This window comes from Pseudomonas sp. R5(2019) (assembly GCF_009905435.1).
Lineage (GTDB): Bacteria > Pseudomonadota > Gammaproteobacteria > Pseudomonadales > Pseudomonadaceae > Aquipseudomonas.
The window spans coordinates 1-21244 of the sequence record NZ_JAAAMT010000022.1; the positions used below are offsets into that span (position 1 = coordinate 1).

19 protein-coding genes and 2 pseudogenes are annotated in these 21244 nt (G+C 61.6%); 12 read left to right on the plus strand and 9 right to left on the minus strand.

Annotation, left to right across the window (positions count from 1 at the left end):
* Nucleotides 1-184: 184 nt before the first annotated feature.
* Together GUY40_RS15580 and GUY40_RS15585 are read right to left on the minus strand one after the other, a co-directional pair.
* Nucleotides 185-586: a type II toxin-antitoxin system HicB family antitoxin gene (locus GUY40_RS15580; RefSeq protein WP_166569812.1), complete on the minus strand. Its 402-nt coding sequence runs from the start codon at nt 584-586 to the stop codon at nt 185-187.
* 27 nt (nt 587-613) lie between these two features.
* Nucleotides 614-739, minus strand: a pseudogene (locus GUY40_RS15585) (type II toxin-antitoxin system HicA family toxin); the annotation flags it as partial.
* A gap of 221 nt (nt 740-960) precedes the next feature.
* On the opposite strand from GUY40_RS15585, the pseudogene GUY40_RS15590 reads away from it, so the two are divergent.
* From GUY40_RS15590 to GUY40_RS15640, 11 genes and pseudogenes are all read left to right on the plus strand, one after another.
* Nucleotides 961-1563: pseudogene (locus tag GUY40_RS15590) on the plus strand (Fic family protein); the annotation flags it as partial.
* A gap of 7 nt (nt 1564-1570) precedes the next feature.
* Nucleotides 1571-2032: an Lrp/AsnC family transcriptional regulator gene (locus GUY40_RS15595; RefSeq protein ID WP_166569813.1), complete on the plus strand. Its 462-nt coding sequence runs from the start codon at nt 1571-1573 to the stop codon at nt 2030-2032.
* Nucleotides 2033-2394: 362 nt separating this feature from the next.
* Nucleotides 2395-4077: an NAD(P)/FAD-dependent oxidoreductase gene (locus tag GUY40_RS15600; protein ID WP_166569814.1), complete on the plus strand. Its 1683-nt coding sequence runs from the start codon at nt 2395-2397 to the stop codon at nt 4075-4077.
* Between the two features lie 14 nt (nt 4078-4091).
* On the plus strand, nt 4092-4892 hold the full coding sequence (locus GUY40_RS15605; protein ID WP_166569815.1) for a carbon-nitrogen hydrolase family protein: 801 nt from the start codon (nt 4092-4094) through the stop codon (nt 4890-4892).
* A 61-nt stretch (nt 4893-4953) separates the two neighbouring features.
* Nucleotides 4954-7284, plus strand: coding sequence for a pyrroloquinoline quinone biosynthesis protein PqqF (gene pqqF, locus GUY40_RS15610; RefSeq protein ID WP_166569816.1), 2331 nt, complete (start codon nt 4954-4956; stop codon nt 7282-7284).
* Nucleotides 7285-7441: 157 nt separating this feature from the next.
* Nucleotides 7442-7513, plus strand: coding sequence for a pyrroloquinoline quinone precursor peptide PqqA (gene pqqA / locus GUY40_RS15615; protein ID WP_008365141.1), 72 nt, complete (start codon nt 7442-7444; stop codon nt 7511-7513).
* Nucleotides 7514-7584: 71 nt separating this feature from the next.
* A complete protein-coding gene (pqqB, locus tag GUY40_RS15620; RefSeq protein WP_166569817.1) occupies nt 7585-8496 on the plus strand; it encodes a pyrroloquinoline quinone biosynthesis protein PqqB in 912 nt (303 codons plus the stop codon).
* An 8-nt stretch (nt 8497-8504) separates the two neighbouring features.
* Nucleotides 8505-9260: a pyrroloquinoline-quinone synthase PqqC gene (gene pqqC, locus GUY40_RS15625; protein ID WP_166569818.1), complete on the plus strand. Its 756-nt coding sequence runs from the start codon at nt 8505-8507 to the stop codon at nt 9258-9260.
* Nucleotides 9257-9532, plus strand: coding sequence for a pyrroloquinoline quinone biosynthesis peptide chaperone PqqD (gene pqqD / locus GUY40_RS15630; protein ID WP_166569819.1), 276 nt, complete (start codon nt 9257-9259; stop codon nt 9530-9532). Before pqqC ends, pqqD begins: the two co-directional genes overlap by 4 nt.
* Nucleotides 9504-10664 (plus strand): pyrroloquinoline quinone biosynthesis protein PqqE, encoded by a 1161-nt coding sequence (pqqE, locus tag GUY40_RS15635; RefSeq protein WP_166569820.1) that lies wholly within the window; start codon nt 9504-9506, stop codon nt 10662-10664. The genes pqqD and pqqE overlap by 29 nt, the downstream gene beginning before the upstream one ends.
* Nucleotides 10630-12486, plus strand: coding sequence for a S9 family peptidase (locus GUY40_RS15640; protein WP_166569821.1), 1857 nt, complete (start codon nt 10630-10632; stop codon nt 12484-12486). Before pqqE ends, GUY40_RS15640 begins: the two co-directional genes overlap by 35 nt.
* A gap of 706 nt (nt 12487-13192) precedes the next feature.
* On the opposite strand, the gene GUY40_RS15645 is transcribed toward GUY40_RS15640, so the two are convergent.
* The 3 genes from GUY40_RS15645 to GUY40_RS15655 form a co-directional block, all read right to left on the minus strand.
* The gene (locus GUY40_RS15645; protein WP_009404205.1) at nt 13193-13351 is read right to left on the minus strand and encodes a YqaE/Pmp3 family membrane protein; all 159 of its coding nucleotides are present in this window, start codon (nt 13349-13351) and stop codon (nt 13193-13195) included.
* Nucleotides 13352-13488: 137 nt separating this feature from the next.
* A complete protein-coding gene (locus tag GUY40_RS15650) occupies nt 13489-14760 on the minus strand; it encodes an aspartate aminotransferase family protein (RefSeq protein WP_166569822.1) in 1272 nt (423 codons plus the stop codon).
* On the minus strand, nt 14757-14924 hold the full coding sequence (locus GUY40_RS15655; RefSeq protein WP_256675774.1) for a hypothetical protein: 168 nt from the start codon (nt 14922-14924) through the stop codon (nt 14757-14759). The genes GUY40_RS15650 and GUY40_RS15655 overlap by 4 nt, the downstream gene beginning before the upstream one ends.
* A 102-nt stretch (nt 14925-15026) precedes the next feature.
* Here GUY40_RS15655 and GUY40_RS15660 point away from each other — a divergent pair, with 102 nt between their 5' ends.
* Complete coding sequence (locus GUY40_RS15660) at nt 15027-15926, plus strand: LysR family transcriptional regulator (protein WP_166569823.1); 900 nt, start codon at nt 15027-15029, stop codon at nt 15924-15926.
* A 265-nt stretch (nt 15927-16191) separates the two neighbouring features.
* On the opposite strand, the gene GUY40_RS15665 is transcribed toward GUY40_RS15660, so the two are convergent.
* From GUY40_RS15665 to bioD, 4 genes are all read right to left on the minus strand, one after another.
* The gene (locus tag GUY40_RS15665) at nt 16192-17970 is read right to left on the minus strand and encodes an acyl-CoA dehydrogenase C-terminal domain-containing protein (protein WP_166569824.1); all 1779 of its coding nucleotides are present in this window, start codon (nt 17968-17970) and stop codon (nt 16192-16194) included.
* 213 nt (nt 17971-18183) lie between these two features.
* Entirely contained in the window at nt 18184-19989 is a 1806-nt protein-coding gene (locus GUY40_RS15670; protein ID WP_166569825.1) for a phenylacyl-CoA dehydrogenase, read from the minus strand.
* Nucleotides 19990-20313: 324 nt separating this feature from the next.
* Complete coding sequence (locus GUY40_RS15675) at nt 20314-20538, minus strand: pyrroloquinoline quinone biosynthesis protein PqqE (RefSeq protein WP_166569826.1); 225 nt, start codon at nt 20536-20538, stop codon at nt 20314-20316.
* A gap of 24 nt (nt 20539-20562) precedes the next feature.
* Nucleotides 20563-21243 (minus strand): dethiobiotin synthase, encoded by a 681-nt coding sequence (gene bioD / locus GUY40_RS15680; protein ID WP_166569827.1) that lies wholly within the window; start codon nt 21241-21243, stop codon nt 20563-20565.
* Nucleotide 21244: the final 1 nt, after the last annotated feature.

The following is a 21244-nucleotide window of genomic DNA, read 5'->3' on the forward strand; positions in this document are numbered from 1 at the left end:
CGGCAGCATCGGCACGTTGTTCATAAAAAAATGCCCCAGGCCGTCGAGACCCAGGACAGTGAAGATGTCTAAAACCCGGTTTCCGGTGGATCGCAAGGCTGCTCCGCTTAAGTGAACAGCATTGCGCGCATTGCGCGGCTTTTTTGCTTTTTATCCCTTTTACCGAGTGTCGCGACCTTGGCCTTCAGTGCGACAGCTCACGCAGCGCAGCACAGGCAAGAAATCCTGAACGCGATGCGTAACGCCCATCCCGACCTACTACGTCATCAATGCGCTTGAGCAGCCGTTCAGGCAGCGTCGCGTTGAACCGCACCGCTTTGCCCAGGTATGGCGTCACGTCGAACTCCACTACCGCCCAGATTCCGTCTGCATAGTCTGGATTATCCAAATGCGCGTCGACTTCGCTTGGCTGAGGTAACGCTACGCCGTCGACTACCAGGCCTTCGAAATGCAGGGCGAGTGCCTCTTGCACGCTTTCCAGCGCCTCGGTGACAGTCTCACCAGCGGAAAAGCAGCCCGGCACGTCGGGCACTGTGACGCCATAGGCACAGTCAGGATCTTTATGAAGTACAACTGGAAATTTCATTGGTTCCGTCCCGCCGTGTTGCCGGTTTCATTTGAGACCAGCCTGTTTCAGTATGTTGTTGAATGTTCCTTTCGGTATCTCTAGAGCGGGGTGTTTCACTGTGACCCGCCCATGCTTTACTGGATGTTTGTACTGGTGGTGGCTTCCCTTTACCTCCTTGCCCGATGATGTGCAGCATACACACTACCGCACCACCATACACACCACACACACTATTTTTTGAAATTTGGTAACGAGAATTGGCCGATGGGAAAGTGGTCCGGGTGGACCCCTTAACCCCCTGCCGCGCTTGAGCACGCGCTGGCACAAACAGCCGCCAACTGGACGATGAGCCAAATAGGTGCGTTAATCGGCTCATCCCGTGAGCCGAATAGCTCACCCGGTTTAACGAAAGCCGAAACGACACCCGGCTCGACCCGTTCATACGCGCCGGCATCGCGCATGTCTGGTTCGTCACGCTTCACCCTTTTGAAGACGGCAACGGCCGGTTGACGCGGGCGTTGACCGATCTGGTGCTGGCACAAGGGGAGCATCAGGCGACCCGCCTCTACACCATGTCAGCACGCATCCTTGAAGATTGCGCGGGCTACTATCGAATCCTTCAAAACAGCCAGAAGGGCTCGATGGATATCACTCCCTGGCTTGAGTGGATTCTGCAAACCTTGCTCGCCAGCCCGCAAAGCGCGATCGCGCGCATCGAGCGCGTACTGAACAAAGCGCGATTCTGGCAGCTGCACAGAAACCAGGGCTTGTCTGATGAACAGCTTAAAGTGCTCAACCGCCTGCTGGATGGCGGTGAGAACGGATTCAGCGAAGGCATCAGCGCGTCTGAGTATCAAGCCGTCACCAAGGTCAGCAAGGCCACCGCTACCCGCCACCTCGCCGACTTGCTGGAAAAAGGCTACCTGACCAGAATGGCCGGCGGCGGGCGCAGCACCCGCTATCAAATCAACTGGCCTGTGCCAGCCTTAGCCTGAGAACCCCATGTCCGAACTGCGCCCCCCCGCCCTCGACGAAATCGACCGCCAACTCATCGCCGCCCTGCAAATCAATGCCCGCGAAAGCGTGGCCATGCTGGCGCGCAACCTGGGAATCGCCCGCACCACCGTCACCTCCCGCCTGGCCCGGCTGGAAAAGGCCAAGGTCATCACCGGCTACGGGGTGCGGCTGGGTCAGCGGGTCATCGATGGCGGCTTGCAGGCCTACGTCGGGATCACCGTGCAATCGCGCTCCGGCAAGGACGTGGTGCGCCGGCTGAGCGCCATGGCGCAGGTCGAGCAACTGTGTGCCGTGAGTGGCGAATTCGACTACGTCGCCTGGCTGCGCACCGACTCGCCGGAACAACTGGACCAGTTGCTGGACCAGATCGGCAGTGTCGAGGGGGTGGAGAAGACCACCACCTCGATCATCCTCAGCAGCAAGATTGATCGCGGGCAGCCCATCTGAGTAAGCGGACATTTCCAGAAACCAAAGCACGGTGACCTTTTTTGTTATCCCTGTATAGGCTCGACGGGCGCGTACTGCTGGATAACTTGATAAAGGCGAGGGTGTTATGAAAAGGGATATCTTTTCCGAGTTGGTAGAAGGGTTCGAAGCATTGGCAGCTGAACGAGCGAGAAAGCAGCAACTAAACCTAAGCGATGACGCCTCACATCAAAATGCACAAATTTTTCGTCATATTGATCAATCAATGCTCTATATGACGACACCTTGCATCTTATTTACGAACCCCACCCTCCTTAAAATGGCCCTCATTCGTTCTCTATACTCACGCTCTGCACCCAGCGCCGAGCCCGACGAGGTCTGCCATGCACAAGAACAATCGCCACCCCGCCGACGGTAAAAAACCCATCACGGTCTACGGACCGGACTTTCCCTTCGCATTCGATGACTGGATCGAGCATCCCGCCGGCCTGGGCAGTATTCCGGCGCAACGCCACGGTGAGGAAGTGGCGATTGTCGGCGCCGGGATTGCTGGCCTGGTGGCCGCCTACGAGCTGATGAAGCTGGGCCTCAAGCCTGTGGTGTATGAAGCGTCGAAGATGGGCGGCCGGTTGCGTTCACAGGCCTTCGAGGGCACCGATGGGATCATCGCCGAGCTAGGCGGGATGCGCTTCCCGGTGTCGTCGACGGCGTTCTATCACTATGTGGACAAGCTCGGGCTTGAGACCAAGCCGTTTCCCAATCCGTTGACCGGCGCTTCCGGCAGCACGGTCATCGATCTGGAAGGCCAGACCTATTACGCGGAAAAACTCGCCGACTTGCCCAAGTTGTTTCAGGAGGTCGCTGACGCCTGGGCCGATGCGCTGGAGGACGGCGCCCGTTTTGGCGAGATCCAGCAAGCGATCCGCGACCGCGATGTGCCGCGCCTCAAGGAACTGTGGAACACCCTGGTGCCGCTGTGGGATGACCGCACCTTTTATGACTTTGTCGCCACCTCCAAAGCCTTTGCCAAGCTGAGCTTTCTGCACCGCGAGGTGTTCGGCCAGGTGGGCTTCGGCACCGGCGGCTGGGACTCGGACTTCCCCAATTCGATGCTGGAAATCTTCCGCGTGGTGATGACCAACTGCGACGACCATCAGCACCTGATCGTCGGCGGCGTCGAACAAGTGCCGCTGGGCATCTGGCGCCACGTGCCCGAACGCTGTGCGCACTGGCCGCAAGGCACCAGCTTGAGCACCCTGCACCGCGGTGCGCCGCGCTCGGGCGTCAAAAGCATTGCCCGCGCCAGCGACGGGCGCCTGGCGGTGACCGACAACTGGGGCGACACCCGCCACTATGCTGCGGTACTGACCACCTGCCAGAGCTGGCTGCTGACCACCCAGATCGAATGCGAAGAGTCGCTGTTCTCGCAAAAGATGTGGATGGCCCTGGACCGCACCCGCTACATGCAATCCTCGAAAACCTTCGTGATGGTCGACCGGCCGTTCTGGAAGGACAAAGACCCGGAAACCGGCCGCGACGTGATGAGCATGACCCTCACCGACCGACTGACCCGCGGCACCTACCTGTTCGACAACGGCGACGACAAGCCGGGGGTGATCTGCCTGTCCTACTCGTGGATGAGCGATGCCTTGAAGATGCTCCCGCACCCGGTGGAAAAGCGCGTCAAACTGGCCCTCGACGCATTGAAAAAGATCTATCCGAAGGTGGATATCGCCGGGCGCATCATCGGTGACCCGATCACCGTTTCATGGGAGGCCGACCCGCATTTCCTTGGCGCTTTCAAGGGCGCGCTCCCGGGGCACTACCGTTACAATCAACGTATGTATGCCCACTTCATGCAGGACCAGATGCCCGCCGAGCAACGCGGCATATTCATTGCTGGCGACGATGTGTCCTGGACACCCGCCTGGGTCGAAGGCGCCGTGCAAACTTCGCTCAACGCGGTGTGGGGCATCATGAATCACTTTGGTGGTCGCACTCACCCGCAGAACCCCGGCCCGGGTGACGTGTTTGCCGAGATCGGCCCGATTGCCCTGCCGGATTAAAAAGGAACGTCACCATGCGCATCGCCCTGTTTCAATGTGCACCGCTACCGCTGGATGTGACCGCCAACCTTGAGCGCCTGCGCCAACAGGCCCATGAGGCCGCCGCTCGCGGTGCGAACCTGCTGGTCTGCCCGGAGATGTTTCTGAGTGGCTATAACATCGGCGCCGAGCAGGTCGCGAGCCTGGCGCAAGCTCACGACGGCCAGGCGGCGCAGCAGGTCGGTGAGATCGCTCGCAGCTGCGGTATCGCCATCGTCTACGGCTACCCGGAGCGGGGCGTTGACGACCGGATTTTCAACAGCGTGCAACTGATCGACGCCCAAGGTCAGGCGCTGGGTAACTACCGCAAGACGCATCTGTTCGGCGAGCTGGACCGGCAAATGTTCAGTGCCGGCGCTGGCGAATTCCCGATCATCGAGCTCAACGGTTGGCGCCTGGGCCTGCTGATCTGCTACGACCTGGAGTTTCCGGAGAACACCCGTCGCCTGGCATTGGCGGGCGCCGAGCTGATCCTGGTGCCCACCGCCAACATGAAGCCGTATGACTTCATCGCCCAGGTCACGGTGCGTGCCCGCGCCCAGGAAAATCAGTGTTATGTGGCCTACGCCAACTACTGCGACAGCGAAGGCGATATCCACTATTGCGGCCAAAGCAGCATCGCCGCCCCCGATGGCAGTGTGCTTGCCCAGGCGCAAGAGAGCAGCGAAATGCTGGTGGTCAGCCTCGACCGGGAGCTGATGACCAGCGTGCGCGCGCATACGCCGTATCTGCAAGACCGCCGACCCGAGCTGTACGGCGATTTGAGCAAAGGCTGAAGCTGCCAGCGGTGTTATCCGTTAGCATGACGACTCTACGGGCCCAATAGCTTACGTCGTCATGCTCCAGCACCTCACCTTGGCCAATGGCCTGCGTGTCAGCCTGCACGCTGCACCGCAGCTCAAACGCTGTGCAGCGGCCCTGCGCGTAGCCGCTGGCAATCATGACGTCGCTGCGCAATGGCCTGGCCTGGCCCACTTTCTGGAACACCTGTTTTTTCTCGGCAGCGAGCGTTTTCCCGCCGCTGACGGGCTGATGCGCTATGTGCAGCGCCATGGCGGGCAGGTCAATGCCAGCACCCGCGAGCGCACCACGGATTACTTTTTTGAAGTGCCGGTTGCAGCCTTCGCCGGCGGGCTGGAGCGCTTGTGCGACATGCTGGCCCACCCGCGTCTGGCCCCGGAAGATCAACTGCGCGAGCGTGAAGTGCTGCACGCCGAGTTCATCGCCTGGTCACGCGACGCCGCCGCACAACAGCAATTCGCATTGTTGCAACAGCTTTCGGCGGCGCACCCGTTGCGCGGCTTTCACGCCGGCAATCGCTACAGCCTGCCGGTGCCCCGGCCCGATTTCCAATGTGCCTTGCAGCAGTTTCGCAAGCGCTATTACCAGGCCGGGCAGATGACCTTGAGCCTGGCAGGGCCTCAGCCTCTGGAAGCGCTTGAAGCGCTGGCACGGCAGTTCGGCGCGCTGTTCCCGAGTGGTGAGAGGGTGCAACAACCGTTGCCGCCACCGCTGCTCGATGACGTGCCAACGCAAGCACTGCTGTTCGCCTGCGAGGAATTGCCCGATGGCATCGCGCAAGCGATCGATTTCCTCTCCACCTGGCTGACCGATGAACAACCGGGCGGGCTGGTCGCGCAAATGCGCGAGCAGGTGGGTCTGCAGCGCCTGATCTGCGAGCTGCTTTATCAGTTTGCGGGCCAGGCGTTGCTGCACATCAGATTCGAGCCCGCCTCGCTCAAGGATGATCCGACAGCCATCGGCCTTCTGTACGACTGGCTGGCGTTTTTCCAGCACGCGAAGTGGCAGCCGCTGGAGCGTGAATACGCGCTGCTGCGTCAACGCAAGCTGGCTACCGGCAGCGCCCTGGAACTGGCCCGTCTTGCCAGCGAGCATTACGGCGAAGGCGAAAACGTCACCCGCGCTTTGCCAGCGCTTGTGCAGCGAATGCTCAACAAAACTGTACAGCGCATTGCCCCGGATATCCCTTGGCGACTGCCCGCCCCCAATCCGTTCTTGCAGACGGCTGCGGCGCCCCTGACAACAGCGCCCTGCCCCGAGGCGCTGACATTGAGCGATGCCCTGCCGGCGCAGGGTGAATGGGCAGCGGTCTACCTGCGTTGGCAGCTCCATCCCCCCCTTCAGAGCAGCTTCGCAAAGGTACTCGAACACGCCTTGCAAGGCCTCGTCCAACGCGCCCGGCAGGCAGGTGTCGAGTTGAGCTTCAGTGCCTGCGGGGCCTTCTGGCAGCTCAAGTGCAGCGGTGTTGCAGCGCCCATCGCAGCCGTTCTGCAAGAGGCTTTGAACGTGCTCCGTGCGCCACCGGCCAGCAGCTGGCAGGGTTACGGCGAGGCCGACCATACGCCGCCCTTGATGCCGATCCGGGCATTGATCCAGCGACTGCCTGAAGCGCTGTTGAGCGAATCCCCGCGTCCAACCGAATCGCCAAACCGGGAATCCGCTTGCGATGCCTTGAACGATCTGTGGGCAACGGCACGCTGGCACGCGATGGCGACCGGGTTATCCACAGCGCAGCAGGCTCAGCTTTTCCATGTGTTGAGCACTGCCCCCGGGCAAGCACAGGCCAACTTCACTGGCACACCACCACTGGCGTTTGAGCGGCAATGGCGCCAGCAGACCCTGGCGGGCAGTGAGCAGGCGGTTCTGTTGTTCTACCCTGGCCCTGAAGCCCTCTGGCGCCTGCTGGCGTATCTGCTGCAAGGCCCGTTCTATCAACGCCTGCGCGTCGAGCTGCAGCTGGGCTATGCGGTCTTCAGCGCTTTTCGCCAGCTTCAAGGCCTGCAAGGCATTGTCTTCGGCGTTCAATCGCCCAGCGCCACGACCAGTGAGATCGTCGCGCATATCCAGGACGTGTTGAACGAACAGGCCAAAACCATCAGCGCCGTTGATCTGAGTGAGCCGATAACGGCACTGAGCGCTCAGTTCGAAAGCAGCGCGATGACCGACGCCGAGGCCGCTGAACGGGCCTGGCAGTCGCTCTTGGGCGGTCGCTTGTCGGATAGTCCGGCTACACTTCAAGACACACTTAAAACCCTGGACTCAAATACCGTGAGTGCAGCCGCGCAGCAGCTGACCCAGGCTTGCCACGGCGTTTTGTGTCTGGCCAATGGCCAGGCGCCAAATGACCTGTGGCGGCCCCCACGCTGATACTTACCGTTGCTGTAACGTTTTTTCTTGAAAAATCGGGCATATCCCGACTGAGAAATTTAGTAACATAGGTCCCTAAGCATCTGACCCTCTCCCTCGGGAGGTGGACTAAATGTCTAGTTACAAGCCCCTAGACCTATCCGGAAGGAGTACTCCCATGTGGACCAAACCTGCTTACACTGACCTGCGTATCGGCTTTGAAGTAACCATGTACTTCGCTAGCCGCTGAGTGCGCTTGCAGTACAACGCCTCGGTCAGCCGGGGCGTTTTTATTTCCAGGCGCCGCACGATGGAGCAGCCATGTACATCCAGATTCTAGGTTCCGCCGCCGGTGGCGGTTTCCCGCAGTGGAACTGCAACTGCGTCAACTGCAAGGGCTTTCGTGACGGCACCTTGCGCGCCACGGCGCGCACCCAATCCTCCATAGCCCTGTCCGATGACGGCGTGCACTGGGTGCTGTGCAACGCCTCGCCGGACATCCGCGCGCAGCTGCAAGGCTTTGCCCCGATGCAACCGGCTCGCGCTCTGCGAGACACCGGCATCAACGCCATCGTCCTGCTGGACAGCCAGATCGACCACACCACTGGCCTGCTCAGCCTGCGCGAAGGCTGCCCCCATCAGGTCTGGTGCACGGACATGGTCCACCAGGACCTGACCACCGGTTTTCCGCTGTTCAACATGCTCAGCCACTGGAACGGTGGCCTGGTCTGGAACCGCATCGAGCTGGAAGGCAGCTTCGTCATCGACGCTTGCCCGAATCTGCGCTTCACACCGTTCCCGCTGCGCAGCGCCGCGCCGCCCTACTCTCCGCACCGCTTCGACCCGCACCCCGGCGACAACCTGGGCCTGATCGTCGAAGATTTGCGTACCGGCGGTAAACTGTTCTACGCCCCTGGCCTTGGACAGTTCGACGACGCCCTGCTGCAAAAGATGCACGAAGCCGATTGCCTGCTGGTCGACGGCACCCTGTGGAACGATGACGAGATGCAGCGCCGCGGCGTCGGCACCCGCACCGGCCGCGAAATGGGCCATCTGGCACAGAACGGCCCGGGCGGCATGCTCGAAGTGCTCGAGCAGTTCCCGCGTCAGCGCAAGGTGCTGATCCACATCAACAACACCAACCCGATCCTCGATGAAGACTCCGCCGAACGCGCCGAAGTCGAACGCCGGGGCGTCGAAGTCGCCTTCGACGGCATGAGCATCGAGTTGTAGGAGCTGACATGAGCGACGCCAAACCGCTGTCCCCCGCCGAATTCGAGCAGGCCTTGCGTGCCAAGGGCGCCTATTACCACATTCATCACCCGTACCACGTGGCGATGTATGAAGGCCGCGCGACCCGCGAGCAGATTCAGGGCTGGGTCGCCAACCGCTTTTATTATCAGGTCAACATCCCGCTCAAGGACGCCGCGATCCTGGCCAACTGCCCGGACCGGGAGATCCGCCGCGAGTGGATTCAGCGCCTGCTTGACCACGATGGCGCTCCCGGCGAAGACGGCGGCATCGAAGCCTGGCTGCGACTGGGCCAGGCCGTGGGGCTGGACCCGGACCAACTGCGCTCCCAGGAGCTGGTGCTGCCCGGCGTGCGCTTTGCCGTCGATGCGTATGTCAACTTTGCCCGCCGCGCCAGCTGGCAAGAGGCCGCCAGCAGCTCGCTGACCGAGCTGTTTGCCCCGCAGATCCACCAGTCCCGGCTCGACAGTTGGCCGCAGCACTACCCCTGGATCGACCCGGCCGGCTACGAGTACTTCCGCACCCGCCTGGGCCAGGCCCGTCGCGATGTCGAGCATGGCCTGGCGATCACGCTGCAGCATTACACGACCGCCGAAGGCCAGCAGCGCATGCTGGAAATTCTCCAGTTCAAACTGGACATACTTTGGAGCATGCTCGATGCCATGAGCATGGCCTACGAATTGAACCGCCCGCCCTATCACAGCGTGACCCGCGAGCGTGTCTGGCACAAGGGGATTGCCCTATGAGCTTCGATCGAGAACTGACCCCCAAATGGCGCCAGGGCTACCGTTACCAGTACGAACCGGCGCAAAAGGGACACGTGCTGCTGTACCCCGAGGGCATGATCAAACTCAACGAGAGCGCCGCCGCCATTGGCGGGCTCATTGATGGCCAGCGCACCGTTGCCGCAATCATCAGCGAACTGGACCGCCAGTTCCCGGGTGTGCCGGAACTGGGCGATGACATCGAGCAGTTTATGGAGGTCGCCCGTGCCGAACACTGGATCGAACTTGTCTGAGCTGCCGCCAAAACCCGAGGTCGGCCTGCCACTGTGGCTGCTCGCCGAGCTGACCTACCGCTGCCCGCTGCAATGCCCCTATTGCTCCAACCCGCTGGACTTTGCCGAGCAGGGCCAGGAGCTGAGCACCGAACAATGGTTCAAGGTGATGCGCGAAGCCCGCGAAATGGGCGCCGCGCAGTTGGGGTTCTCCGGTGGTGAGCCGCTGGTGCGCCAGGACCTCGCCGAGCTGATCCGCGAGGGTCGGCGGCTGGGCTATTACACCAACCTGATCACCTCCGGCATCGGCCTGACCGAACAGAAAATCAGCGACTTCAAGGACGCAGGTCTCGACCATATCCAGATCAGCTTCCAGGCCAGTGACGAGCAGGTCAACAACCTGCTCGCCGGTTCAAAGAAAGCCTTTGCGCAGAAGCTGGCCATGGCCAAGGCAGTCAAGGCCCACGGCTATCCGATGGTGCTCAACTTCGTCACTCACCGGCACAATATCGACAAGATCGACCGAATCATCGAGCTGTGCGTGGCACTGGAAGCGGATTTTGTCGAGCTCGCCACCTGCCAGTTCTACGGCTGGGCGCACCTGAACCGCGTCGGTCTGCTCCCCACCCGCGAGCAGCTGGAGCGCGCGGAGCGGGTCACCAATGAATACCGGGAAAAACTTCAAGCGGCCGGCAACCCCTGCAAGCTGATTTTCGTCACCCCGGACTATTACGAAGAGCGCCCCAAAGCCTGTATGAACGGCTGGGGCAGCATTTTCCTGACCGTGACCCCGGACGGCACCGCGCTGCCCTGCCACGGCGCGCGGCAGATGCCGGTGCAGTTCCCCAATGTGCGCGATCACAGCATGCAGCACATCTGGTACGACTCGTTCGGGTTCAACCGTTTTCGCGGCTATGATTGGATGCCGGAGCCCTGCCGCTCCTGCGACGAGAAAGAAAAGGATTTCGGCGGCTGCCGCTGCCAGGCCTTCATGCTCACCGGGGACGCCAGCAATGCTGACCCTGTATGCAGCAAGTCCGCGGACCACGGGATTATCCTGCAAGCGCGGGAAGACGCCGAAACCGCGACCCGGACCATTGAACAACTGGCCTTTCGAAATGAACGAAACTCGCGGCTCATCGCCAAAAGCTGAACGTTTCACCGCCGAGCAGGCCGTCGCCGCCGGCACCGACTTCGCCGAATTGCGAGTGGGCCAGCAAGGCCTGTTCTGGAACGAGTTTCGCCCTCAGGACGCCGCCTGCCGTATCTGGTGGTGGCGCAACGGCCAGGCGCACTGCCTGACCCCCGACGGCTTCAGCGCGCGCAGCCGGGTCTACGAATATGGCGGCGGCTCATTCTGCTTGAGCGATGACGGCCTGGTGTTCGTCAACGAGTCCGACCAGCAGCTCTATACCCAGGTGCTCGATGGCGCGGCACCTGTCGCCTTGACTCAGGGCACACGCCGATATGGCGACCTGCAGTACGCATCAGGCCAAGTGCTGTCAGTTGAAGAAACCCACGCCCCGGATAGCGTCGAACACCGTCTGGTCGCCATTGCTCTGCACGATGGCGAGCGAAAGGTACTGGCCGAAGGCGCCGACTTTTATGCCGCGCCGACCCTGAGCGACGACGGTCAGCGGTTGGCCTGGATCGAGTGGAGCCGCCCTGAACAACCGTGGACTGCAACCCGCCTGCTGTGCGCCGAGCGCAGCGCCGATGGCTGGGGCACACCTCGCTGTATCGCGGGCGACGGCGGGCTGCCGGAGTCTTTGCAACAGCCTCGCTTCATCTCGGATAACCGTCTTTATTGCCTCTCCGACCGTAACGGGTTCTGGCAGCCTTGGGGCGAGGGCTCCAGCGGCTGGAGCGCCTTGCCAGCGGCGAGCGCCGACCATGCCGGTGCACCCTGGCAATTGGGTGCGAGCACCTGGCTAGCCCTGAACGAAACCGAGTATCTGGCGACCTGGTTCGAAGATGGCTTCAGCCGCCTCGGCCTGCACGGCGCCGACAACCCGGTCGATTGCCTGGCAGAAGACTTCAATCGCTTTCGTTGCCTGGATCTGGATCAGCAGCACGTCTACGCCATTGCCGCTTCCCCGACTCGTACCCCGGCGGTGATCGCCATCGACCGCCACAGCGGCCAGGTCGAGATTCTGGCCGGCGGCATCATGCCCCTGCCCAGCGAGCGCATCAGCCGTCCGCAGCCGTTGTGCTATCCCAGTGGCGATGGCCAGGCCCATGGCTTCTTTTACCCGTCCATGGATGGCCAGGCTCGACCGCCTTTGGTGGTGTTTATCCACGGCGGGCCGACCTCGGCATGCTTTCCGGTGCTCGACCCGCGCATCCAGTACTGGACCCAGCGCGGCTTTGCCGTCGCCGACCTCAACTATCGCGGCAGCACCAGTTACGGCCGTGCCTATCGCCAGGCCCTGCACCTGCGCTGGGGTGAGGTGGATGTGGAAGATGCCTGCGCGGTAGTGGCGCATCTGGCCGAACGTGGCCTGATCGACCCGCAGCAAGCCTTTATCCGCGGCGGCAGCGCTGGCGGCTACACCACCTTGTGCGCACTGGCCTTTCATCATGTGTTCCGTGCCGGTGCCAGCTTGTATGGCGTCAGCGACCCACTGGCGCTGACCCGCGCTACCCACAAGTTCGAAGGCGATTACCTGGACTGGCTGATCGGCGACCCCGAGCGTGACGCCGAACGCTACCACGCCCGCACGCCCCTGCTGCATGCCGCCAATATCAAGGTGCCGGTGATCTTCTTTCAGGGGGAGCTGGACGCCGTGGTGGTGCCGGAGCAAACCCGCTCGATGCTGCAAGCGTTGAAGGACAATGGCATTCCTGCTGAAGGGCATTTCTATGCCAACGAACGCCATGGCTTTCGTACTGCAGCCAACCTGGCCCACGCGCTGGAGCATGAGTGGCAGTTCTATAGCAAGGCACTGTTGCAGGAGTCCGCCCCGCCTCTTTGAGCAGCTGTTTGCGGCCTATTCTGAGACCGAGTCGATGCTATCGCGACGGTTCGGCGTCCCGACAAGCTCTGCTCCCACGCCCATCTCCAGTCCTGCCGAAATTACGCGTGGTGCTTTTGATCTAAATGTAGGAGCCGGGCTTGCCCCAATGCCGGTCAGTTAAGGCATTAAACGACACAAACCCTGTGGGAGCGGATTTATCCGCGAATGAAAACACCGCGGTTTATCAGGCATTGCGCGGCGCCTACATTCGCGGATAAATCCGCTCCCACATGCTCTGCGCCTTAACTGACCGGCATTGGGGCTTGTCGGATCGCCGCACCGCCGCGATGAACGATGACGCGCAATACCTGTAAAACCGCGGCGTCCTTATCGCGAGCAAGCTCGGCTCCTACATCAAAAAAATTGCAGTCAACCATAGAATCTCCCACAGCCTGTGTGGGAGCAGAGCTTGCTAGCGATGAGGCCAGCACAAGCGACAAAAAACTTGCTGGGTAGACGCAGCCATTGGCGACATTTCCCGAGACCGAGTCGATGCTATCGCGACGGTTCGGCGTCCCGACAAGCTTTGCTCCACGCCCATCTCCGTTCATGCCGATATTGAGCTTGACTGACTGCCCCAGTCGTGACTCAGGCCCGTGGGAGATTCTCTGTTCGCAGGCGCTCCCCAAAACTGCGCCGTACAAGCAGTGTGGCAATAGAGCCCTCAACGCTTGGCGATGATATACACCGCATGCACGATGCCCGGAATGTAGCCCAGCAGCGTCAGCAGAATGTTCAGCCAGAACGCACCGGCAAAGCCCACTTGCAGGAACACGCCCAGCGGCGGCAGGAGGATGGCGAAGATAATTCGAATCAGATCCATGAAACGCTTCCTCTGTAAGTGACTCTCTAAAGACTTCAGCCGCCCGACGGCGTTCCTCTCCCCACAAAAAAAACGCCCCGAGCCAAATAAGGCCCGGGGCGATGCGCAATAACGCCAGACGGTTAGGGAAATCGGTATCAGTCAAGGGAGCGCTGCAACTGGGCCGTGCGCACGCGGGCGAAGGCGCGGGCCAGGCGCAGCAGCATTTCATCGATATTGCCTTTGCTCACGGTCAGTGCCGGTGAGAAGCGTAAGCAATCAGGTTGCGGGGCATTGAGCAGCAAGCCTTCCTGCAGCGCGGCCCCGACCACCTCGGCCGCGCTGTCATCGGCCAGGTTCAGGCCCCAGAGCAACCCCTGGCCGCGCACTTCACCCTGTTGATAACGGCCGGAAAGCCGGCTCAGGCCATCACGCATATGCCGACCGGCGTCCTGAACATGATCGATAAAGCCAGGCTCCAGCACAGTTTGCAGCACCGCCAGGCCCGCAGCGCTCATCAGGGCGTTGCCATGGTGGCTGCCGTCCAGTTCGCCCGGTTCACTGCAACAGGCGCTGCCGCGTGCCAGCAATGCCGCCAGCGGTACGCCACCCCCCAAGCCCTTGCCCAAGGTGACGATATCGGCGCGCACGCCGTAGGTTTCTTCCGCCAGCAACGCGCCGCAGCGACCTACGCCTGTCTGCACTTCATCCAGAATCAGCAGGATGCCCAGCTCACGGCACAGCCGCTCAACGCCCTTCAGGTAATGGGCCGTCGCAGGAATAACGCCCGCCGCGCCCTGAATCGGCTCCAGCATGATCGCCACAGTCCGGGAATCAACCGCCGCATGCAGTGCTGGCAGATCATTGAACGGTACCTTGCAGAAGCCCGGCAGCTTGGGCTCGAACAAGGCTTCAAATTCCGCCTTGCCGGAGGCCGATAGCGCGCCGAAACTACGCCCGTGGCAGCTCTGGCTCGCGGTGATAATCCGGTAAGCGCCGTTGCGGTGCAGCTGGCCCCACTTGCGTGCCAGCTTGATCGCGCCTTCACAGGCCTCCGAGCCGCTGTTGAGCAGATACGCCTGGTCGCTGCCGGTGCGCTCACACAACAGATTGGACAGGCGCAGCAACCCACGATGGTGAAAGCCCGCTCCGGGGTTGATCAGCGCCTGGGCCTGGCTGGCCAAGGCTTTGACCAGCACGTTGGGGCTGTGGCCGAGGCTGTTGACGGCGCCGCCCTGGGTGAAGTCCAGATAGGCGCGGCCGGTGCTGTCCCACAGCCAGGAGCCTTGGCCCCGTACGAATTGTTGCAGGGGCCGCTCGACGCTCGGCATCAGGCACGCGCTCGACAGCCCCTGGGGCTCCACTGGGGCGGGCTCTGTGACAGACGACTCAAGCGCAGCGGTATTGCGGCGCAGATTAAACAGATTCATGCCCGCAACCCTTCCAGCGGCAAACCCTGCTCGTCGTTGCCTAGGCCCTGCGGCCACAACCACAAACGATTTGCCACCTGATGCTTGTCGATATCAGTCAGCAGCCCGTGACCGAGGTTTTTTGCCTTGCCTATGTAAACACCATCCACGTCAACGGTATTCATCGCGCTCTCTGGCCCTGTAAGCCTTGTGAATACGGGATAGACTAGGCGTGTGCCGGTCGCCCGGCCATTTCGTTTTCCCAGCATTTTCGATAAGTATTTCTTATGGATTTCAGGCAACTGCGTTATTTCGTCGCGGTGTACGAGGAAGGCCACGTCGGCCGTGCCGCCGAACGCCTTTCCTTGTCGCAACCGGCCTTGTCGCAACAGATCCGGCAACTCGAGCACAGCCTTGATGTGAGCCTGTTCGAGCGCGGCAATAAACGGCTGTTGCCGACCCTCGCGGCGCATACGTTGTACAACCACGCCTTGCCCCTGCTCGATGGCCTGCAGCGGGCCCGCGAGGCCTTGCGCAACTTCAAGGGCCAAGCGCTGCGAACCTTGGCCATCGGTGTGCTGCAAACCGTGCACCCGAGCCTGGTGCCGAAGCTGCTTGAACGGGTGCGCAAGGCTCAGCCGCATCTGGTGGTGCAGATTTACGAGCTGTCGGGGTTGGCGATTGAACGACGCCTGCTCAACGGTACCCTGGATATCGGCATCAGCTATCTGCCGCCCCGCCAGCCGGGCTTGCATGGGCTGCTGCTGTACGAGGACGAACTGCGGGTGGTGATTCCCGCCGAACACCCGCTGCGCGAGTTCAAGAAAGTCTCGCTGAGCCAGGCCGCGGAGTTGCCGATGCTGCTGTTGGGGGAGGAGTTTCAGATCCGCCAGATCTGGCAGACGCAACTGGCCAACCTGGGCCGCCGCCCACAGGTGCAAGCGGAGATGAACAACATGGCGGGGATTCTCGACAGCCTGCCACACACCTCACTGGCCACGGTGTTGCCAGGGCGGGCACAGGAAATCCATGACGATCAGACTCTGCTCTGGAAGCCCCTGAGCGAGCCACGCGTACCATTGCAAGTCGGCTTGGTGTTCCGTGATGCGCAACGCCAGCAAGCGTCGGTCGAGCTGCTGCGTACGTTGCTGGAGGAAGTGATCGGGCCGCGTCCGGCGGGCGTGTAGCCGATGGACGTGCCGAGCTGAAGCGACACCGGGAAAACACTGTACCCGGATAAAAGAAAACCCCGCCGAAGCGGGGCTTTGCAGACTGTTTCCCTGACATCCATTTCTGCCCACCATCCTGGCGGGAATCCTACGTGTCCGTGTTCTATCTCTTGCGCGTCCAGCGCTACGTCCTTGAAAGCTAGATTAGCTCTGGATCCAATCTTGCGATAGAGGCCAAACAGCAGCACGTCGTGTAAGCATTTACCTACACGCCGCCCGTCGATCAAAACTGATCGGCATCCAACAGGAACAGCGATTCACTGCCGGCCTTCACCGAGGCGGTCAAGGAATGGATACGCGGCAGCAGGCGGGCGAAATAGAAGCGTGCGGTGCCCAGTTTGCTGGCATAGAAATCCTCTTGCGCTTCCTTGCCCAAGGACGCCTTGGCCATCAAGGCCCACATGTAGGCGTAAGCGGTGTAGCCAAACACATGCAGGTACTCGACCGAGGCCGCGCCGATTTCATTGGGGTTGGTTTTGGCCCGGTCCAGCACCCAGTCGGTCAGGTCATCGAGGTTATCCAGCGCCGCGTTCAGCGGCCTGGTGAACTCGCCCAGCGCCGCGTCAGCAGTGGCCGTGAAGTGGCGGATCTCATCGATAAACAGCTTGTACAGCGCGCCACCGCTGCCCACGACCTTGCGGCCCATCAGGTCCAGCGCCTGGATGCCGTTGGTGCCTTCGTAGATCTGAGTGATGCGCACATCGCGCACCAGCTGCTCCTGGCCCCATTCACGGATAAACCCGTGGCCGCCAAAGATCTGCTGGCCGTGCACGGTGGTTTCCAGGCCCAGGTCAGTCAGAAACGCCTTGGCCACCGGGGTCAACAGGGCGACCAGGTCTTCACCGCGCTTGCGCACCACCGGGTCTTCGCTGAACTTGGCGCAGTCCAATTGCATGGCCACGTAGGTGGAAAACGCCCGGCCGCCTTCGTTGCAGGCTTTCATGGTCAGCAGCATGCGCCGCACGTCGGGGTGGACGATGATCGGGTCGGCGACTTTGTCCTTGGCCTGCGGGCCGGTTGGCGAACGGCTTTGCAGGCGGTCGCGGGCATACTCGATAGCGTTCTGGTAAGAGCGCTCGGCCGATGCCAGGCCCTGGATACCCACGCCCAGGCGCTCGTAGTTCATCATGGTGAACATGGCCGCCAGGCCCTTGTTCGGCTCGCCGACGATATAGCCGACTGCCTCATCGAAGTTCATCACGCAGGTGGACGAGGCCTGAATGCCCATCTTGTGTTCGATCGAGCCGCAATTGACCGGGTTACGCTGACCCAGGCTGCCGTCGGCATTGACCATGAACTTGGGCACCAGGAACAGCGAGATGCCCTTGGGCCCGGCCGGGGCATCTGGCAGCTTGGCCAGCACCAGGTGGATGATGTTCTCGGTCAGGTCGTGCTCACCGCCGGTGATGAAGATTTTGGTGCCGCTGACCTTGTAACTGCCATCGGCCTGAGGCTCGGCCCTGGTGCGGATGATGCCAAGGTCGGTGCCGGCGTGGGACTCGGTCAGGCACATGGAACCGGTCCAGACACCGGCATACATATTTGGCAGGTAGGTTTCTTTCAGCGACTCGCTGGCATGGGCGTTGATCGACAAGCAGGCACCGGCCGTCAACATCGGGTACAGGCCGAAGGCCAGGCTCGAGGAGTTGACCATTTCTTCGACTTGCGCCGAGACCACCTTGGGCATGCCCATGCCGCCGTGCAACGGATCACCACCAACGCCCACCCAGCCGCCTTCGGCGTAGGTCTGGTAGGCCTCGGGGAAACCGGCCGGGGTGGTGACTGCGCCATCGTCCCAGCGGCAGCCCTCTTCATCGGCGCTGCGGCTCAGTGGGGCGATGGTCTTGCTGGTGACCTTGCCGGCCTCCTCCAGGATCGCCTCGACGGTATCGGCGTCAACCGTCTCGGCCAGCGCCGGCATCTGCGCCCAGAGGCTGGAGACCTCGAAGACTTCATTGAGGACGAAGCGCATATCGCGCAGGGGCGCTTTGTAGTCAGCCATGGCAACCTCTCCAAACCAGAAAAGGGTCCCGAAGGACCGATCAGAGTAAACATCGAGTGTATATCAACAACCAAATAGATATATAGGGTCATCTGGTGACTACACTGCCAAATATAGTCACTGCTTATAAACTGATACTCACACCCATAAAAAAAACCGCCGGCCCCATGAAGGGCAGGCGGTTTTGACTTCTGAAAAATGGGAAGAAACGACTTAGTAAGCCAAGCCGAAGTCTTCTTCTTTCATATCCATCAGGTTGTTGGCGCCCGACAGCATGGTGGCAACGTGCGCGCGGGTGCGTGGCAGAATGCGCTGGAAGTAGAAGCGCGCGGTCTGCAGCTTGGCGGTATAGAAAGCCTCTTCGTGGGTGCCTTCGGCCAGTTTCTGCGCCGCCAGGCGCGCCATGTCGGCCCAGAAGTAGGCCAGGCACGCGTAACCGGAGTACATCAGGTAGTCCACCGAAGCGGCGCCGACTTCTTCGCGGTCCTTCATGGCGGCCATGCCCACTTTCATGGTCAGCTCGCCCCACTCCTTGTTGATCTGCGCCAGCGGCTGGACGAACTCGTTAACCGCCTCAACGCCTTCGTTGGCCTGGCAGAACTTGTGCACGATCCTGGTGAAGCCCTTGAGCGCTTCGCCCTGGGTCATCAGCACTTTACGGCCGAGCAGGTCCAGCGCCTGGATGCCGGTGGTACCTTCGTACAGCATCGAAATGCGGCTGTCGCGAACGTTCTGCTCCATGCCCCACTCGGCGATAAACCCGTGGCCGCCGTAGATCTGCACGCCGTGGTTGGCCGACTCGAAGCCGACTTCGGTCATGAAGGCCTTGGCAATCGGGGTCATGAATGCCAGCAGCGCGTCGGCTTGTTTCTTCTGCTCTTCATCCTGGCCGTACTTGACGATGTCGACCTGTTTGGCGGTGAAGTAGACCATCGCGCGGTTGCCTTCGGCGAACGCTTTCATGGTCAGCAGCATGCGACGTACGTCCGGGTGGACGATGATCGGGTCGGCGGCTTTTTCCGGGGCTTTGGGGCCGGTCAGCGAGCGCATCTGCAGACGGTCGCGAGCGTATTTCAGGCCGCCCTGGAAGGCCACTTCGGCGTGCGCGAGACCTTGCAGCGCAGTACCCAGACGGGCGGTGTTCATGAAGGTGAACATGCAGTTCAGGCCTTTGTTCGCCGGGCCGATCAGGTAACCGGTGGCCGCGTCGAAGTTCATCACGCAGGTGGCGTTACCGTGGATGCCCATCTTGTGTTCGATGGAGCCACAGCTGACCGCGTTGCGCTCGCCCACGCCGCCTTCGGCGTTCGGCAGGAACTTGGGCACGATAAACAGGGAGATGCCTTTGGTGCCGGCCGGCGCATCGGGCAGGCGGGCCAGCACGATATGGACGATGTTGTCGGCCATGTCGTGCTCACCGGCCGAGATGAAGATCTTGGTGCCGGTGACTTTGTAGGAACCGTCGGCCTGAGGCTCGGCCTTGGTGCGCAACATGCCCAGGTCGGTACCGCAGTGAGGTTCGGTCAGGCACATGGTGCCGGTCCACTCACCCGAGACCAGTTTGGTCAGGTAAGCCTCTTGCTGCTCGGGGGTGCCATGCTCGGAGATGGTGTTCATCGCGCCATGGGACAGGCCGGGGTACATGCCCCACGACCAGTTCGACTCGCCGACCATTTCACTGATCGCCAGCCCCAGGGATTCCGGCAGGCCCTGGCCGCCGTGATCGACGTCGTGGGCCAGGCTCGGCCAGCCGCCTTCGACGAATTGCTTGTAGGCCTCTTTGAAGCCGGCGGGGGTTTTAACGCCCGACTCGCTCCAGGTGCAGCCTTCCTGGTCGCCGACGCGGTTCAGCGGCGCCAGTACCTGTTCACAAAACTTGGCGCCTTCCTCGAGGATGGCGTCGACCATGTCCGGCGTGGCGTCCTGGCACGCGGGCAGGCTCTGATAGTGCGCTTCGTAGCCGAGCAGTTCGTCACGTACGAAGCGAATATCACGCAAGGGGGCCTTGTAATCAGGCATAGCGATAAACCTCTGCTGATGAATTCTGGATGGAATGACCAAACCGACCGGTTCCTGTGTCGGGCTCCCGATCAAACGGTTGTTTGAAACATACGTTTACGCCAAAGGGATGTCAAGGGTACTGAGCGGGGGTGATAGGCCGGTATTCATCGCATGCTCATGTTGCGTTTTGGACTAGGGAAGACCGAGGTGTGGTCTTTCGCGGGCAAGCCCTGCTCCTACCCGGGAAGGCGTGGAATGGCCGTGCACAGGCATGCCGAGCAGCCCGCAAACTGCAGGCTTCAGTCATTTGAAAAGCGTAGTCGAGCGTGATGCGGGGAGGGGTCAGGCGTAGGTGTCGATCAGCGTGCCGAGCATTTCGTCCGACGCTTTGGCCAATTTGCCACCCAATTCAACCTGGGCCTTGCCCAGTGAAAGTTCCACCGCGCTGGTGGCGGAGCGTTCGACGCTGGTGTTGGCGATCTGACTGGCCGCCTGGTCGACGCGGTTTTGCCCGGCCTGGATGGAGCCCAGACCGGCATAGAAGGCGCTGCTTGCTGTGACTTCCATTTCAGCTCTCCCTGTAACGCAGACTTAATCGAGCAAATCCAGTTGCAAATGCTCGGCCACCGCGGCGGCCGATACCACTTTAAGTTTCGGCACGCGCCCCAGGCAAGGTGCCGGCAAGCGCTCGGCCAGCGTCGCGAGGTTTTCTTCCAACCGGGCGGTTCGGCCGTCGATGATGTTCGCCACCCAACCGGCCAGTTGCAGGCCGTCGCGGGCGATGGCCTCGGCGGTCAGCAGCGCGTGGTTGATACAGCCCAGTCGCACGCCCACCACCAGGATCACCGGTAATTTCAGGGCAATGGCCAGGTCCGAGAGATTGGCCTGGTCCGACAGCGGTACGCGCCAGCCCCCGGCACCTTCGATCAGGGTGAAGTCGGCGCCAAGCGCCAACACCTCGCGCATCGGCACCTGCAAGCCTTCGACACTCAGGGCGACACCTGCTTCACGCGCTGCCAGGTGCGGCGCAATCGGCGGTTCAAAGGCAAACGGGTTGACCTGGTCGTACGCCAACACCACCGAGCTCTCAGCCATCAGTGCCAGTGCATCGGCGTTGCGCAGACCCTCGGGGGTCTTCTCGCAACCTGAAGCAATCGGCTTGGCCGCCACGGTGCTCAATCCATTCAAGCGGGCGGCTTGCAGCAGGCCGGCAGCGATCGTGGTCTTGCCGACGTCTGTATCGGTGCCTGCAATGAAGTAGGCCTGGCTCATT

Coding starts and splice junctions, on each gene's coding strand:
- GUY40_RS15645 (WP_009404205.1), bottom strand. CDS start 13,351: ATGGATCTGATTCGAATTATCTTCGCCATCCTCCTGCCGCCGCTGGGC.
- pqqC (WP_166569818.1), top strand. CDS start 8,505: ATGAGCGACGCCAAACCGCTGTCCCCCGCCGAATTCGAGCAGGCCTTG.
- GUY40_RS15650 (WP_166569822.1), bottom strand. CDS start 14,760: ATGAATCTGTTTAATCTGCGCCGCAATACCGCTGCGCTTGAGTCGTCT.
- GUY40_RS15640 (WP_166569821.1), top strand. CDS start 10,630: ATGAACGAAACTCGCGGCTCATCGCCAAAAGCTGAACGTTTCACCGCC.
- GUY40_RS15605 (WP_166569815.1), top strand. CDS start 4,092: ATGCGCATCGCCCTGTTTCAATGTGCACCGCTACCGCTGGATGTGACC.
- bioD (WP_166569827.1), bottom strand. CDS start 21,243: ATGAGCCAGGCCTACTTCATTGCAGGCACCGATACAGACGTCGGCAAG.
- GUY40_RS15665 (WP_166569824.1), bottom strand. CDS start 17,970: ATGGCTGACTACAAAGCGCCCCTGCGCGATATGCGCTTCGTCCTCAAT.
- GUY40_RS15670 (WP_166569825.1), bottom strand. CDS start 19,989: ATGCCTGATTACAAGGCCCCCTTGCGTGATATTCGCTTCGTACGTGAC.
- GUY40_RS15655 (WP_256675774.1), bottom strand. CDS start 14,924: ATGAATACCGTTGACGTGGATGGTGTTTACATAGGCAAGGCAAAAAAC.
- GUY40_RS15580 (WP_166569812.1), bottom strand. CDS start 586: ATGAAATTTCCAGTTGTACTTCATAAAGATCCTGACTGTGCCTATGGC.
- GUY40_RS15660 (WP_166569823.1), top strand. CDS start 15,027: ATGGATTTCAGGCAACTGCGTTATTTCGTCGCGGTGTACGAGGAAGGC.
- GUY40_RS15600 (WP_166569814.1), top strand. CDS start 2,395: ATGCACAAGAACAATCGCCACCCCGCCGACGGTAAAAAACCCATCACG.
- pqqB (WP_166569817.1), top strand. CDS start 7,585: ATGTACATCCAGATTCTAGGTTCCGCCGCCGGTGGCGGTTTCCCGCAG.
- pqqD (WP_166569819.1), top strand. CDS start 9,257: ATGAGCTTCGATCGAGAACTGACCCCCAAATGGCGCCAGGGCTACCGT.
- GUY40_RS15675 (WP_166569826.1), bottom strand. CDS start 20,538: ATGGAAGTCACAGCAAGCAGCGCCTTCTATGCCGGTCTGGGCTCCATC.
- GUY40_RS15595 (WP_166569813.1), top strand. CDS start 1,571: ATGTCCGAACTGCGCCCCCCCGCCCTCGACGAAATCGACCGCCAACTC.
- pqqF (WP_166569816.1), top strand. CDS start 4,954: ATGCTCCAGCACCTCACCTTGGCCAATGGCCTGCGTGTCAGCCTGCAC.